Here is a 13381-nt window from a genome sequence, read left to right as displayed (position 1 = left end):
CCGCCGAGTTATCACAATTAATTTAAGTTTGCGTGAGGACTTCGGTATCGGCCCCGGGGAAGAATGGCTCCAACGACAACAAGCCCCCCCCGGAGTCCCGCCATGCTGGCCCCTCCCGCAAGCCACGACGTTCCGGCCCCGCCGGCCAATGTACCCATCCATCCCGGCTGGCTGCGCGCCATGCACTGGCTCAACGCCCTGGCCGTGGTGGTCATGGTAATGAGCGGCTGGCGCATCTACAACGCCTCGCCCTTGTTCGACTTCGTGTTTCCACGGGAGATCACGCTGGGCGGCTGGCTGGGCGGCGCCCTGCAATGGCATTTCGCCGGCATGTGGCTGCTGTTCTTCAACGGCATCCTGTACCTGGCCATGAATCTGGCCACCGGCCGCCTCTGGCGCAAGTTCTTCCCCTTGAGCATCCGCGGCATTGCCGCCGACCTGGGCGCGGCGCTGCGCGGCAAGCTCGCCCACGCCGATCCGCGCCGCTACAACCAGGTGCAGCGGCTGGCTTATCTGTTCGTGATGCTCGACATCGTGGTGCTGGTGCTTTCCGGACTGGTGCTGTGGAAGTCGGTGCAGTTCGAACTGCTGCGCGAACTGATGGGCGGTTACGAGACCGCGCGCCGCGTGCACTTCATTGCCATGGCCTTGCTGACGGCGTTCGTGGCGGTCCACCTGGTGATGGTTGCATTGGTGCCGCGCAGCCTGATCGCCATGATCCGCGGCAAATAAGGAGCCATCCGTGAACAAGCACAAGCGCCCCTCCCTGCCCGGCCTGGACGGCCCGGCCATCCTCAAGGAAGCCGGCAGGATCCTGGAAAAGCGGGTCGAACAGCCCTCGCGCCGCGCCTTCCTGCGCAGCAGCCTGACCCTGGGCGGACTGGCCATGCTGTCGGGCTGCTCGCTGTCGGACGACGAAAGTGTAGAGAAAGCGCTGACCGCGGTTTCGCGCTTCAACGACCGGGTGCAGGGCTGGATCTTCGACCCCGACCAGTTGGCGCCGACCTATCCCGAATCGATGATCACGCGGCCCTTCCCCTTCAATGCCTACTACGGCATTGACGAGGTGCGGCATGTGGACGAGGAATCGTTCCGCCTGGAAGTCAGCGGACTGGTCGCAGACAAGCGCCGCTGGCGGCTGGAGGAACTGCGCGCCATGGCGCAGATCGACCAGGTGACGCGGCACATCTGCGTCGAGGGCTGGAGCGCCATCGGCAAATGGGGCGGCGTGCCGTTCTCCGCCTTCCTCAAGCGCGTGGGCGCGGACCTGAGCGCCAGGTACGTGGGCTTCAAGTGCGCCGACGACTACTACACCAGCATCGATATGCCCACCGCATTGCACCCCCAGACCATCCTGGCGCTGACCTATGACGGCCAGACGCTGCCACCAGAGTACGGCTTCCCCATGAAGCTGCGCATGCCTACCAAGCTTGGCTACAAGAACCCCAAGCACATACAGGCAATTTTCGTCACCAACACCTACCCGGGCGGTTACTGGGAGGACCAGGGCTACAACTGGTTCGGCGGCAGCTAGGTGGAATCTTTCACGCTTTCACTCTCCATAAAGGAACGCATCATGAAGAAAATCGCTACCACCGCCGCGCTGTCCCTGTGCCTGGCTTTCGGCGCCGCGGCGGTCCATGCCGCGGACAGCATGAGCAAGGACGCCATGGGCGGCGGCTCGATGGCCAAGGACGGAATGGCCAAGAGCGGGATGTCCAAGGATTCCATGTCCAAGGACGGCATGTCGAAGGAAGGCATGTCCAAGGATTCGATGTCCAAGAACAGCATGTCGAAGGACTCGATGTCCAAGGATGGCATGTCAAAGGATGGCATGTCCAAGGATTCGATGTCCAAGGACGGCATGTCGAAAGGCGGCATGTCCAAGGATGGCATGAAGCAATAGCGCCCACCCGGCCCGCCCCTGATCCGGAGCATGTCATGAAACTAGACCGCAGGCATTTCCTGGGCCTGGGCAGCGCGGCGGCCATCGCCGCCGGCCTGGCCCCGGTCCTGGCGGCGCGCGGCGGCCCGGCCGCCGCCGCCCAGGCCTTCCCCTACACGCTAAGCGACGCGCAATGGCGCGAACGGCTCACGCGCGAACAATACGAAGTGCTGCGCCGCGAAGGCACCGAGCGTCCCTACTCCAGCCCGCTGGACAAGGAGTATCGCAAGGGCGCCTACGCCTGCGCCGGCTGCGCCCATCCGCTGTTCTCTTCTTCCACCAAGTTCGACAGCGGCACCGGCTGGCCCAGCTTCTGGCAGCCGCTGGACGGCGCCGTGGGCGAAACCAAGGACCGCAGCTTCGGCATGACGCGCGTCGCCGTGCATTGCGCCAATTGCGGCGGCCATCTGGGTCACGTCTTCGACGACGGCCCGCGTCCGACCGGGCTACGCTACTGCATGAATGGCGTGGCCCTGGCGTTCACCCCGCAGGCCTGAACTCCGGCCGCCCCATCCATCAGGAGACACCATGTCCGCCATCCACCTGCCCCGCAAACTTTGCGCCGCGCTGGCCGTCGCCTGCGGCCTGCTGGGCGCCGCCTCGGCCAGCGCCGCGGAAACCGCCTTCATCATTCCGCCCCCGGCCATGGACCAGCCCGCGGCCGCCGCACCGCAAAAAGCCGTCATCGCCGGCGGCTGCTTCTGGGGCGTGCAAGCCGTGTTCCAGCACGTCAAGGGGGTCAGCTCCGCCGTCTCCGGCTACGCCGGCGGCCAGGCGTCCACCGCCAATTACGATACCGTCAGCGGCGGACGCAGCGGCCACGCCGAAGCGGTCGAGATCACCTACGACCCCGCTCAGGTCAGCTACGGCCAGCTGCTGCAGATCTATTTCTCGGTGGCCCACGATCCCACCCAGCTCAACCGCCAGGGTCCGGACAGCGGCACCCAGTACCGTTCAACGGTCTTTCCTGCGGACGACGGCCAGCGCAAAGTGGCCGAAGCCTACATCGCGCAGCTGAACAAGACAGGTGTGTACCCCAAGGCGCTTGCCACGACGATAGAACCGCTGAAAGCCTTCTATCCTGCCGAGGACTACCACCAAGACTATCTCGTGCGCCATCCGTACAGCATGTACATCATGGTCAACGACGTGCCCAAGGTCGAAAACCTGGCCAAGACGTTTCCGCAGCAGTATCGGGACAAGCCTGTGCTGGTGAACTGAAGACGATAAATGGAGCCGGCCGCGCCGAATAAAGTCGGCCGCGCTCTAAACCCTTGCGTAGCAACGAAGGCTCGCTTACGGAGCCTTTATCTCCTTCTTTTCCTCTTTCTCCTTTTTTTCTCCATCGTAATGGGACTTGATGGCGAGAAACATGCCCGTGCCCAACACCAGAAGCTTGAACGTACCGAAGACTACAGGGACCCAAAAATTCATCATTTCCTCAAAACGCTGCTTCAGCAGCTTCATTTACGACTCGCGGGCCAGGCAACGACAAACGAACTCAGCGCCGCCGAGCGCTATCAGCAGGTACCGCAAATAGGAACCGGAGATTTTTCCCCATGCCTTCCTCTGACGGTTGCTTAAAAATGGCAACGCAAAAAGAGGTTGGAAATGGGCAGAGCGAGCGCCATACGCCCTGCAAACAATCGGAGTTTACCGTCGAACTTCTCGCAACTTGCTGCACCGGAAACTGCTACGTATCCGCGACCGTATCAGTTCGGCCACGGCGGCTCATGCCTGTCCCGTACATCGCCATGCGCAGTAGCGGCATGTAGTTTTCCCAGCAGATCACGGCACCCAGTTTTCCGCGGGGTGTATCGAACACGGGCATGGTGGAGCCGTCGCCATAGCCCCAGATCAACCGTTCCACGACGGTCGGCATCAATTTGCGTTGCTTGCTGCGCCAGCCGAGCCCAGCACCGGCGCATGCGGTTCGATGCCTTCGGGGTGTCATGCCTGCCCGCGGCCTGAGCTGGCCAAGGGCGCCCGCTATGCCTGAACCGCCCGTCTTGGACCGGAAGTACACTCGGCAGCAGACAGCCACCTGCACACAGGCCCACCCAGCACAACCGCGTACCCACATGTTCCAACTACGACAGCTGAAGATCTTCGTCGCGGCGATGGAAACGTTGAGCTTCACGAAAGCCGCCAAACAGGTGCATCTGTCGCAACCCAGCGTTACGGAACAGATACGGGCGCTGGAAGAGAGCGTCGGCCAGGCGCTCTTCATCCGCCAGAACAATCGCCTGCAACCCACCCCGGCCGCAGAGAGACTGGCCATTCGAGCACGCGAATTGCTTGCCCGGGCCGATGACGCCTTCCAAGAAGTTCGCGACAACGTCGACGATTCAGGAGGCACGATCCGGGTCGCCGCGCCGCAGACCTTGTGCACCAGTGTGCTGGTTCCGCAACTGTTGCGCTTTGCCGGCATGCACCCCGGAACGCAGGTTGCAGTTCAAGAAAGAAACTCCCTGGCGACGGCTCAGGCGGTGCTCGATGGGACGGCCGACCTCGGTCTGGTGCACGGATGGCCGGCAAGCGACGCCAAGCTCCGGGCGCAAGCCATTGCGCGGGACATGCCGGTGGTCGTAATGCCCCCTGGGCATCCGCTATCCGAGGCTGTAGACATCAAGGCCGACGCGCTTGCCGCATTCCCGCTGGTCGTCACGATGGACGGCTGCCGATACCGGGAATACCTGGAGGCCGTGTTGCAGGAAGCCCCGGTGCAGCCGCGTATCCGCGGTGTCGCCGACAGCGTACCGGCCCTGATACAGATGGTGTCCGCGGGCCTTGGGGTATCGATCCTGCCGCGGATGGCCATGGATCCCGCAGCGACAACCGCTTGCGTCCGGTGGCGGCCGTTGTCGACCGCGGGAGCAGGTCTTCCCATCTGCCTGCTCACCTTGCACCGGACGCCTACGCGCCAGGTGGCCGCCTTCATCGAGATGATCCGCCTCGCGGTGACTGGCTCAGACCAGCCGATGGCCGCCATCGACATGAAGCACGGTGCCGGTGGTGTAGCCATTGCCGATCAGGAAGCCGATGGCATCGGCGATATCGCTGCCGGCGCCGACCCGGCCCACCGGTAGCCGCTCGGCCATCGATGCCAAAAGCGGTCCGCTGTCGGCGCCGGCTACGTCATTCCAGATGGGCGTATCCACCCAGCCCGGCGATACGGCATTGATCCGCAGCGGCGCAAGCTCGACCGCCATGGCGCGCACGACACCCTCCAACGCGGCATTGATCGCCGCCACGGCGATGCCCTTCGGCCGGGGCCGGTAGGCGGCAATGCCCGACGTCAGGGTGATGGAACCGTGCGCCGACATGTGCGGGGCGCCATGTTTGGCCAGCAGGATGGGCGCGACGACCTTGGAGCGGATGGCTCGGTCCAGCGCGTCCAGCGAGAGTTGCGGCAGTAGCTCGTAGGCGCCGCGTATGTCGGCAGCCGTGCAGACCAGATGATCCACCGGGCCTGATTCTTCAAACAGCCGCTGCACTTGCGCTTCACTCGTCACATCCGCCTGGTGCAGGCGAGGCGCGCCAAACGCGCGCAACTGCTCGCGCGCCGCGTCGAGCTTGTCGCGGGACCTGCCCACGATCAGTACCTCGCAGTGCATGCCCAGCAATCGCTCGCTGACGGCCAACCCCATGCCCGAGCTACCGCCGACCACCACCACCCGTTGTCCTGCAAGACCATTGTCCATGCTCATTTCCTTGAAACACGTGTTTGGAGCAGGCGATGGTGGCGCTACGAAGTGCCGGGCGCCAGCAGGAATGTCCGATCGGGGTATCGGCTTGCCCGATGCGGGCGTGTCCAGGTTCCGGCGCTTTGCGTGAATGACGAAAACGGAAAAGCAATGCTGCATCCTGCGCCATCGGCCGCGGCGCGACGCTGGGCGGTATCATGCTGGCCAAGACCGGCGTTGCCGGCACCCAATTGTCGGCAGGCGGAATTGCCGCCATCGCGATGGCGTTCGCGCTGCGGCAACGGTTTCCGGCAACAGCCGGAAGCTGCGATGCCCGCCAATCGCGGGCCTGCCGGCAAACGAGTCCAGGAGAAGTACAGCAGTGAACGATACCCACATACCGGAAACGGAAACCCCCGAAGACCGCAAAGAACAGCTGCCCACGCTGTGGCGCGACGATGGCTGGACCGCCAGGATCATCAAGAACGAGGAAGACGACGGCTGGGCCGTGGAAATGACCATGGACGGCGAGGCCGAGCCGGCCCTGGTCGGTCCATGGACCATGGGCCGCGACAAGAAAAACCCCAAGCCGCTCGACTCCCCGGCCTTCATCACCCTGGTCAAGACCGCCCGGGAAGTCCTGCGCCGCCACGAGCAGCAATTGCACGCGACGCTACACAAAAGCGTGAAGATCGACGCCGCCGCCGGCCGCCTGACCGTCAAGCTGGATATCGTTCCCGACGAAGACGAGCCGTATGCCGTATTGAGCGCCTACGACGAATCCGGCGAACAACTGGCCCAGACCCATGTCGCGCCGACCTACAAGCTGAGCGTGCAGCGCGCCTCGGAGTGGGCCAGCGGCGGCTTCGGCAAGCACGGCTGATACGCCAAGCTGACGAGCATCGGCGGCGAGCCGCTGCCCGCTGCGGCGTCTACGGGAAAAACAAAGCTGGCCACGTCAACGCGGCCAGCTTTGCCCCACAATCAAGCCATCACGGCCGGCTCAATGGCCGGTCGAATCCCCTTCCCGGCTGGCTTCGAAAAGGAACCAGGTGCGCCGTTCGGTCTCGTCGATCCAGTTCTCGATCAGGCTGGAGCTGGCGATGTCGCGGTGCTCGTCGGTGATGTTGTGCGCTTCGCGCAGCGCCGCGGCCAGGACCTTGTTGTCCTCGCGCAGCTCGGCCAGCATATCCAGCGGCTGCACGTAGTCCGCGTCGTTATCCGAGATGCGCTGCGAACGCGCAATGTGGCCAATGGAACGCAGCGTCGTGCCGCCGATCTTGCGGATGCGTTCGGCGATGGGATCCGTCATGGCGAACAGCTGGTCGCCCTGCTCGTCCAGCAGCAGGTGGTAGTCGCGGAAATGGGGGCCGCTGACGTGCCAATGAAAGTTCTTGGTCTTGAGATACAGCGCGAACACGTCGGCGAGTATCTGGTTCAGCGCGGCGGAAATATCCCTGGTGGCCGCCGACGCCAGGTCGGTCGGCGTCGCCAGCGGGCGCTTGCGCCGCTCTTTCAGGGCTTTGGTGGTCTTCTCATCCAGTTTCTTGGCCATGGGTCGCAACTCCTAGGAATGATGGTGAAAACACACGCGCGGCGCGAGGCTTGCTTGCGCCGCGACTTCGCTAGCGTAAATCCGCACGCGTTCTTTTGCCAATGTCCGGGATCAAGGCGCCCTCCCTTCTGAAATCCGGTCCGGCTAGGAGTATGCTACGGCGCGTCAATTCAGCCGGATCCCTCCATCGCTATGCGCGGCAACCCCGACCCCAGGCAAGGCGCCATCGCCCTGCACGGGTTTTACTTCCTGTATTACGGCCTGCAGGGAGTCAGCATCCCCTTTCTGCCCCTGTGGTTCGCCAGCCGCGGACTGGATCCCGCCGTCATCGGCCTGATCGTCGCCACGTCCTTCCTGCCCAAGATCCTGTCCACGCCCGTGGTCGCCCACGTCGCCGACCAGACCGGCCGCGCCCATGCGCTGATTGCGGCGGCGCTGGCGGCATCGCTGGCGCTGTTCGTCTGCTATCCGTTCAGCAGCGCGCCCGGCTTGCTGTTGGCCATCACGCTGCTGCTCAATGCCGTGTTCCCGGCGGTGCTGCCGCTGATGGACCGCATGGCCATCGCCAGCGGTCGGGGCCAGGGGAGTTCCTACACCGTCATGCGCGCCTGCGGCTCGCTGGGTTTTGCCGTGGTCACCCTGGCGGGCGGCTACCTGATCAAGACGTTCGACGCCGACTGGGTGATGTGGCTGTCCATCGTCCTCATCATCGCCTGCCTGGCCTGCGTGCGGCTGCTGCCTCGGGCGGCGCGCCCCGCTGCGGGCGAAGCGCCCGCGCCGGCGGTCCGCCTGCCCATGCTCGAAGTCCTGGGCGACCGCCCGCTGCTGATGTGCATCGCTGCGGCCTCGCTGGTCCAGGCCAGCAACGGCTTCCTCTATTCCTATTCCACGCTGTACTGGACCGCCAGCGGCCTGTCGACCGCGTTGATTTCCATGCTGTGGGTGGTAGGCGTTGCCAGCGAGGTCCTGTTCTTTTTCCTGGCGCCCCGCATCCTGGCCCGCACGGGCGCGCAATGGCTGATCCTGGCGTCCGCCGTCATGACCGCGATCCGCTGGGCCGGTCTGTCCGCCACCACCGATCCGGCGCTGATCGCGGGCCTGCAACTGCTGCAGTGCTTCACGCTGGCGGGCAATAACGCAGCGATCATGTGGTACATCACGCGCCACGTGCCCGCCGCCATCAAGACGTCGGCCATCGCGCTCTACGCGCTGCTGTCGGGAGGGGTCTTCATGTTCGCCAGCATCCAGTTGGGCGGCGCGTTGTACCGCAGCTATGCGCCGGGGGGATTTCTGGTGATGTCGCTGTGCGCGATCGGGGCGGTGCCTTTGGTGGTCTACGCCGAAAGGGTACGCAGAAAGTCGGTATAACCCGTCGCCGCCTGCGCCCAACGAAAAAAAGGCCTCGCAAGCGAGGCCTTTCCTGTCAGCAGCAACCGATCCGCTTCTTCCCGCCATAACGCGCGTCCTGGCGCTCGCGGAAGAATGCTTCGTAAGTCATCGGCTCCTGGTCAGGGTGCGTGCGCCGCATGTGCGCCACATACGTCTCGTAGTCCGGCACGCCGACCATCAGCCGGAGCGTCTGCCCCAGATAGCGGCCGGCGGCGCCGGCCGCGGAACTCATGTTGGTGAACAGCATGCGTCGTCTCCCTGTTGCGCTCAGTCCGCGCCGGCGGCGGCCGGCAGCGTTTCGTACGGCATTTCGCGGGCGGTGGGCTTGTTCTCGTTACGCGCGCGCTGCACCGAACGCAGGCCGAACACCACGATGCTCACCACCACGAAGATGAAGATCGCGCACAGGCCGGCGTTGATGTAGTCGTTGAAGACCACGCGCGACATTTCGCCCAGGGACTTGGCCGGAGCCAGGACCTTGCCTTCGGCGATGGCCGCGTTGTACTTGTCGGCATGGGCCAGGAAGCTCACGCGCGGGTCGGCGTGGAACAGCTTCTGCCAGCCGGCGGTCAGCGTGCATGCCAGCAGCCACAGGGTCGGCAGCACCGTGACCCAGGCGTAGCGGTCACGCTTCATCTTGAACAGCACCACGGTGCCCAGCGTCAGCGCAATCGCGGCCAGCATCTGGTTGGCGATGCCGAACAGCGGCCACAGTGTGTTGATGCCGCCCAGCGGATCGACCACGCCCTGATAGAGGAAGTAGCCCCAGGCCGCCACGCACAGGCCGGTGGCAATCAGGTTGGCAGGCAGCGAGTCGGTGCGCTTGAGCGACGGGGCGAAGGTGCCCAGCAGGTCTTGCAGCATGAAACGGCCCGCACGGGTGCCGGCGTCGACAGCGGTCAGGATGAAGAGCGCTTCGAACAGGATGGCGAAGTGGTACCAGAAGGCCATCATGCCCGGGCCGCCGATGGCCTGGTGCAGGATGTGCGCCATGCCCACGGCCAGCGTCGGAGCGCCGCCGGCGCGCGAGATGATGGTGCTTTCGCCCACGTCCTTGGCGGTCTGGATCAGGTCCGCGGGCGTCACCACGAAGCCCCAGCTGGAGACCACCTGGGCCACCTGGTCGGGCGTGGTGCCGATCACGGCCGCCGGGCTGTTCATGGCGTAGTAAATGCCCGGCTCGATCACGCAAGCCGCCACCAGCGCCATGATGGCCACGAAGGATTCCATCAGCATGCCGCCGTAACCGATGTAGCGGGCCTGGGTTTCGTTCTCGATCAGCTTGGGCGTGGTGCCCGAGGAGATCAGGGCGTGGAAGCCCGACACCGCGCCGCAGGCGATGGTGATGAAGAGGAACGGGAACAGGTTGCCCGACCACACCGGACCGGTGCCGTCGACGAACTGGGTCAGCGCGGGCATCTTCAGCTCGGGCGCGACCACGACGATGCCGATGGCCAGGCCGACGATGGTGCCGATCTTCAGGAAGGTCGACAGGTAGTCGCGCGGGGCCAGCAGCAGCCACACCGGCAGCACCGAAGCGATGAAGCCGTAGATGATCAGGATCCAGGTCAGGCCCTTGCCGTCGAAGTCGAACATGGGGCCGATCACCGGGTGCGCGGCCACGTCCTGGCCGAAGGTGATGGCGGCCATCAGGCCGACGAAGCCGATGATGGACACTTCGCCGATCTTGCCCGGGCGGATGTAGCGCAGGTACACGCCCATGAACAGCGCAATGGGAATGGTCGCGGCCACCGTGAAGGTGCCCCAGGGCGAATGCGTCAGCGCCTTGACCACGATCAGCGCCAGCACGGCCAGGATGATGACCATGATCATGAAGGCGCCGAACAGCGCGATCACGCCCGGGATCTTGCCCAGCTCGGACTTGACCAGGTCACCCAGCGAACGGCCGTCGCGGCGGGTCGAGATGAAGAGGATCGTGAAGTCCTGCACGGCGCCGGCGAACACCACGCCGGCCAGGATCCACAGCATGCCCGGCAGATAGCCCATCTGCGCGGCCAGCACCGGGCCCACCAGGGGGCCAGCGCCAGCGATGGCGGCGAAGTGGTGGCCGAACAGCACGTGCTTGTTGGTGGGCACGTAGTCCAGGCCGTCGTTGTGCTTCCAGGCCGGCGTCATGCGCGTCGGATCCAGCTGGAACACGTTCTTGGCGATGAAGCGGCTGTAATAACGGTATGCGATCAAATACACGCATACGGCGGCGATCACCACCCATAGCGCATTGATGGTCTCCCCTCTGGCCAGCGCCACGGTGCCCAGCGCGAACGCGCCCAGTACCGCAACCGCCAGCCAGACCAGGTGCTGACCCAGTCCCTTACTGCTGGTTTGCATAAGTGCTCCTCTAGCCTCCCGCCATGCTTTTGGCGTGAAACGCTTTTATCGTCCCGCGGAAGGCAGACTCATTGTTGTGGGGTGGCGGACGCGCGCGCGTCCACGCAGCGCCGTGTCGACGCGGACGCTAGTATTTCGTTTTGACTACGCAGCAACAAGCGCGAAACTACGCAATTCCGCTACGTGTTACTACGCAATGCGCCGCAGCATGATTTGGCGAAAACCGTAAAATCACGACTGAAATTTCCCGATCCTGACTGCGGCAAGCAAAATGCTGCGCCGCAATATTTGCGTTCGCGCTGATACAAATCCTTCATGAAGCTGCGCCTGAAAATCCTGCTGCTCGCCGCGGTGCCCTTGCTGGTGGCCGTCGCCGCCATCACGGTGGCCGTCTACGTGCAGGGCCTGCAGCTGGCGCAGCGCGAAAAGCAGGTCGTGGAAAACGCCTGGCTGGCCAGCAAGGAAGGCGAGCTGCGCCACTACGTCAACCTGGCCTACAGCGCCATCGCCCCCCTGCAGGCGGCGGCCGACGATGACGCCACCCGCCAGCGCGCGCTGGACCTGCTGGCGCAGATGGAATTCGGCCACGACGGCTACTTTTTCGTCTACGACCTGAAGGGCAGGAACCTGATGCACCCGCGCCAGCCGGAGCTGGTTGGGCAGGACCTTTGGGAACTGCGCGACACCAAGGGCCAGCCCGTCATCCAGAATCTGCTGACCGCCGCCCGGCGCGGCGGCCAGGACGGCGAAGCGGTGCACTACCTTTGGGAAAAGCCGTCCACCCACCAGACCGAGGAAAAGCTGGGCTACGTGGTGGTGCTGGAGCGCTGGGGCTGGATGCTGGGCACCGGCATCTACCTGGACGACGTGCAGCAGGCGCTGGAGCGCATCGACGCCGCCGCCCAGGCCAATATCCGCAGCATGTTCGCCTGGGTGGCCGGGATTGCCGCCGTGTCCATCCTGGGCGTGGCGGCCTGCGGCCTGGCCTTGAACATCAGCGACCACCGCCAGTCCGACGCCAAGCTGCGGCTGATGGCGCGCCAGCTGGTGCGTTCGCAGGAAGACGAGCGCGCACGGCTCTCGCGCGAGCTGCATGACGGCATCAGCCAGGTGCTGGTGTCGATCAAGCTGTCGCTGGAAGCGGCGCGGGAACGGCTGCGGCAGACGCTGCCGGACGAGCCACGCGTCCTCGCTCATATCGACACCCCCTTGGGCGGCGCGCTGGACCGATTGAATACCGCCGTGGGCGAAGTCCGCCGCATTTCGCACAACCTGCGGCCGACGCTGCTGGACGACCTGGGCCTGCCGGCCGCACTCGAACATCTGGGCCGGGAATTCGCCATTCCCAGCCAGGATGGCGCCCCGCCTCTGGCCGTGCGCCTGCACACCGCCGGGCAGCCGGTGAAGCTGCCCGAGGCCTATGCCACCGCCCTGTTCCGGGTCACCCAGGAAGCCCTGACCAACGTCATCCGCCATGCCGGCGCCACCCGCGCCGACATGACGCTGGCTTATTCGCCGCGCGACCTGCGCCTGACCATCGCCGACGACGGCCGCGGCTTCGACTATGCCGAGGTGCAACAGGATCCGCGCCGCGGCATCGGCCTGCGCAATATGCGCGAACGCATGAACGCGCTGTCCGGCACGCTGACTTTCCGCTCCACTTCCCACGGCACGGTGCTGCAGGCCTGGCTGCCGCTGCCCGCCGCCCCTCTCCCCGCGAGTTCCGACGCATGAACCACAAGCCCGACGCCATCCGGCTGCTGCTGATCGACGACCACCCGCTGGTGCGGGACGGGCTGCGGCTGCGCCTGGAAACCGTGCCGCAACTGCGGGTCGTGGGCGAAGCCGGCAACGCCGCCGCCGCCCAGGCCTTCCTGGCCGCCTGCCTGGCCGAGGACCCGCAAGGAGGCACCTTGCCGCACCTGGCGCTGATGGACCTGAACATGCCCGGCGTGGGCGGGCTGGAATTGACCGCCCTGCTGCACGAGCGCTACCCGCAGATCGCGGTGCTGGTGCTGTCCATGCACGACAACCCCGAATACATGGTGCAGGCGGTCAAGGCCGGCGCGCGCGGCTATCTGCTGAAGGACGAACCGGCGCATGAGATCGTCACCGCCATCGACGCGGTCATGGCAGGCCGCAGCTATTTCAGCGCTGCGGTCGCGGTGCGCCTGTCGCAGGCCACGGCGCCAGCCACCATGCTGACGCAGCGCGAACGCGACGTGCTGCGCCACATCGCCAGCGGCGAGGCCAACAAGCAGATCGCGCAGGCGCTGGGATTGTCGGTGCGCACGGTGGAGACCCATCGCCTGAACATCAAGCGCAAGCTGGGCATAGACGGCCAGGCGGAACTGATCAAGTACGCCGTCGAGAACCGCGGGGTCTGACCCGGGCCTGGACCTGAGCCCGGCCTGATCGTTTTCCCGCGCTGCGGTAGACTTGCAGCACTACGCTACA

16 protein-coding genes and 1 pseudogene are annotated in these 13381 nt (G+C 65.1%); 11 read left to right on the top strand and 6 right to left on the bottom strand.

Annotated elements, in window-relative coordinates; all coding sequences use genetic code 11:
* The first annotated feature begins 102 nt into the window (after positions 1-102).
* Genes HV793_RS12810 through msrA form a run of 5 tightly spaced genes read left to right on the top strand, consistent with a single transcriptional unit; the run spans position 103 to position 3166 of the window.
* Positions 103-732, top strand: coding sequence for a cytochrome b/b6 domain-containing protein (locus HV793_RS12810; RefSeq protein WP_175213269.1), 630 nt, complete (start codon positions 103-105; stop codon positions 730-732).
* Positions 733-742: 10 nt separating this feature from the next.
* Positions 743-1534, top strand: a complete 792-nt coding sequence (locus tag HV793_RS12805; protein WP_119451119.1) for a molybdopterin-binding protein — start codon at positions 743-745, stop codon at positions 1532-1534.
* Between the two features lie 42 nt (positions 1535-1576).
* A complete protein-coding gene (locus HV793_RS12800; protein WP_119451118.1) occupies positions 1577-1906 on the top strand; it encodes a pentapeptide MXKDX repeat protein in 330 nt (109 codons plus the stop codon).
* 35 nt (positions 1907-1941) lie between these two features.
* Entirely contained in the window at positions 1942-2442 is a 501-nt protein-coding gene (msrB, locus tag HV793_RS12795) for a peptide-methionine (R)-S-oxide reductase MsrB (protein WP_119451117.1), read from the top strand.
* A 31-nt stretch (positions 2443-2473) separates the two neighbouring features.
* Positions 2474-3166 (top strand): peptide-methionine (S)-S-oxide reductase MsrA, encoded by a 693-nt coding sequence (gene msrA / locus HV793_RS12790; RefSeq protein WP_175163738.1) that lies wholly within the window; start codon positions 2474-2476, stop codon positions 3164-3166.
* Between the two features lie 75 nt (positions 3167-3241).
* Here msrA and HV793_RS12785 read toward each other — a convergent pair whose 3' ends face one another.
* Positions 3242-3412, bottom strand: a complete 171-nt coding sequence (locus HV793_RS12785) for a hypothetical protein (protein ID WP_166738482.1) — start codon at positions 3410-3412, stop codon at positions 3242-3244.
* A 274-nt stretch (positions 3413-3686) separates the two neighbouring features.
* Positions 3687-3842: pseudogene (locus HV793_RS12780) on the bottom strand (nitrilase-related carbon-nitrogen hydrolase); the annotation flags it as partial.
* Between the two features lie 184 nt (positions 3843-4026).
* On the opposite strand from HV793_RS12780, the gene HV793_RS12775 reads away from it, so the two are divergent.
* Entirely contained in the window at positions 4027-5034 is a 1008-nt protein-coding gene (locus HV793_RS12775) for a LysR family transcriptional regulator (RefSeq protein WP_175213268.1), read from the top strand.
* Here the strand turns inward: HV793_RS12775 and HV793_RS12770 are convergent.
* A complete protein-coding gene (locus tag HV793_RS12770; RefSeq protein WP_175213267.1) occupies positions 4915-5649 on the bottom strand; it encodes an SDR family oxidoreductase in 735 nt (244 codons plus the stop codon). The two genes, HV793_RS12775 and HV793_RS12770, sit on opposite strands and share 120 nt — an antisense overlap.
* 200 nt (positions 5650-5849) lie before the next feature.
* Between HV793_RS12770 and HV793_RS12765 the strand changes: the two genes are divergently transcribed.
* Together HV793_RS12765 and HV793_RS12760 are read left to right on the top strand one after the other, a co-directional pair.
* Positions 5850-6017 (top strand): hypothetical protein, encoded by a 168-nt coding sequence (locus HV793_RS12765; protein ID WP_156337416.1) that lies wholly within the window; start codon positions 5850-5852, stop codon positions 6015-6017.
* Positions 6014-6514, top strand: coding sequence for a hypothetical protein (locus HV793_RS12760; protein WP_054456804.1), 501 nt, complete (start codon positions 6014-6016; stop codon positions 6512-6514). The genes HV793_RS12765 and HV793_RS12760 overlap by 4 nt, the downstream gene beginning before the upstream one ends.
* Before the next feature lie 120 nt (positions 6515-6634).
* Here the strand turns inward: HV793_RS12760 and HV793_RS12755 are convergent, their stop codons facing one another.
* Complete coding sequence (locus HV793_RS12755) at positions 6635-7186, bottom strand: Dps family protein (RefSeq protein WP_013393536.1); 552 nt, start codon at positions 7184-7186, stop codon at positions 6635-6637.
* Between the two features lie 192 nt (positions 7187-7378).
* Here HV793_RS12755 and HV793_RS12750 point away from each other — a divergent pair, with 192 nt between their 5' ends.
* Positions 7379-8554 carry an MFS transporter gene (locus tag HV793_RS12750; RefSeq protein ID WP_175213266.1) on the top strand — a complete coding sequence of 392 codons (1176 nt, stop codon included), beginning with the start codon at positions 7379-7381 and terminating at the stop codon, positions 8552-8554.
* A gap of 55 nt (positions 8555-8609) precedes the next feature.
* Here HV793_RS12750 and HV793_RS12745 read toward each other — a convergent pair whose 3' ends face one another.
* Both HV793_RS12745 and HV793_RS12740 read right to left on the bottom strand, forming a co-directional pair.
* The gene (locus HV793_RS12745) at positions 8610-8822 is read right to left on the bottom strand and encodes a YbdD/YjiX family protein (RefSeq protein WP_013393534.1); all 213 of its coding nucleotides are present in this window, start codon (positions 8820-8822) and stop codon (positions 8610-8612) included.
* Positions 8823-8842: 20 nt separating this feature from the next.
* The gene (locus HV793_RS12740; RefSeq protein WP_054456802.1) at positions 8843-10924 is read right to left on the bottom strand and encodes a carbon starvation CstA family protein; all 2082 of its coding nucleotides are present in this window, start codon (positions 10922-10924) and stop codon (positions 8843-8845) included.
* A gap of 315 nt (positions 10925-11239) precedes the next feature.
* On the opposite strand from HV793_RS12740, the gene HV793_RS12735 reads away from it, so the two are divergent.
* On the top strand, positions 11240-12658 hold the full coding sequence (locus HV793_RS12735) for a cache domain-containing protein (protein WP_054456801.1): 1419 nt from the start codon (positions 11240-11242) through the stop codon (positions 12656-12658).
* Complete coding sequence (locus HV793_RS12730; protein ID WP_054456800.1) at positions 12655-13311, top strand: response regulator; 657 nt, start codon at positions 12655-12657, stop codon at positions 13309-13311. The genes HV793_RS12735 and HV793_RS12730 overlap by 4 nt, the downstream gene beginning before the upstream one ends.
* Positions 13312-13381: the final 70 nt, after the last annotated feature.

The organism is Achromobacter aegrifaciens, from assembly GCF_902859965.1.
Classification (GTDB): Bacteria; Pseudomonadota; Gammaproteobacteria; order Burkholderiales; family Burkholderiaceae_B; genus Achromobacter; species Achromobacter aegrifaciens.
The sequence above is the reverse complement of the archived record's forward strand: the minus strand, read 5'-3'. Positions and strand labels throughout refer to the sequence as shown.

Excerpts from the sequence above, each read along its gene's own strand:
- HV793_RS12770 (WP_175213267.1), bottom strand. The coding sequence starts at position 5,649 with ATGGACAATGGTCTTGCAGGACAACGGGTGGTGGTGGTCGGCGGTAGC.
- msrB (WP_119451117.1), top strand. The coding sequence starts at position 1,942 with ATGAAACTAGACCGCAGGCATTTCCTGGGCCTGGGCAGCGCGGCGGCC.
- HV793_RS12740 (WP_054456802.1), bottom strand. The coding sequence starts at position 10,924 with ATGCAAACCAGCAGTAAGGGACTGGGTCAGCACCTGGTCTGGCTGGCG.
- HV793_RS12730 (WP_054456800.1), top strand. The coding sequence starts at position 12,655 with ATGAACCACAAGCCCGACGCCATCCGGCTGCTGCTGATCGACGACCAC.
- HV793_RS12785 (WP_166738482.1), bottom strand. The coding sequence starts at position 3,412 with ATGAAGCTGCTGAAGCAGCGTTTTGAGGAAATGATGAATTTTTGGGTC.
- HV793_RS12800 (WP_119451118.1), top strand. The coding sequence starts at position 1,577 with ATGAAGAAAATCGCTACCACCGCCGCGCTGTCCCTGTGCCTGGCTTTC.
- HV793_RS12745 (WP_013393534.1), bottom strand. The coding sequence starts at position 8,822 with ATGCTGTTCACCAACATGAGTTCCGCGGCCGGCGCCGCCGGCCGCTAT.
- HV793_RS12750 (WP_175213266.1), top strand. The coding sequence starts at position 7,379 with ATGCGCGGCAACCCCGACCCCAGGCAAGGCGCCATCGCCCTGCACGGG.
- HV793_RS12810 (WP_175213269.1), top strand. The coding sequence starts at position 103 with ATGCTGGCCCCTCCCGCAAGCCACGACGTTCCGGCCCCGCCGGCCAAT.
- HV793_RS12775 (WP_175213268.1), top strand. The coding sequence starts at position 4,027 with ATGTTCCAACTACGACAGCTGAAGATCTTCGTCGCGGCGATGGAAACG.
- HV793_RS12755 (WP_013393536.1), bottom strand. The coding sequence starts at position 7,186 with ATGGCCAAGAAACTGGATGAGAAGACCACCAAAGCCCTGAAAGAGCGG.
- msrA (WP_175163738.1), top strand. The coding sequence starts at position 2,474 with ATGTCCGCCATCCACCTGCCCCGCAAACTTTGCGCCGCGCTGGCCGTC.
- HV793_RS12765 (WP_156337416.1), top strand. The coding sequence starts at position 5,850 with ATGCTGGCCAAGACCGGCGTTGCCGGCACCCAATTGTCGGCAGGCGGA.
- HV793_RS12735 (WP_054456801.1), top strand. The coding sequence starts at position 11,240 with ATGAAGCTGCGCCTGAAAATCCTGCTGCTCGCCGCGGTGCCCTTGCTG.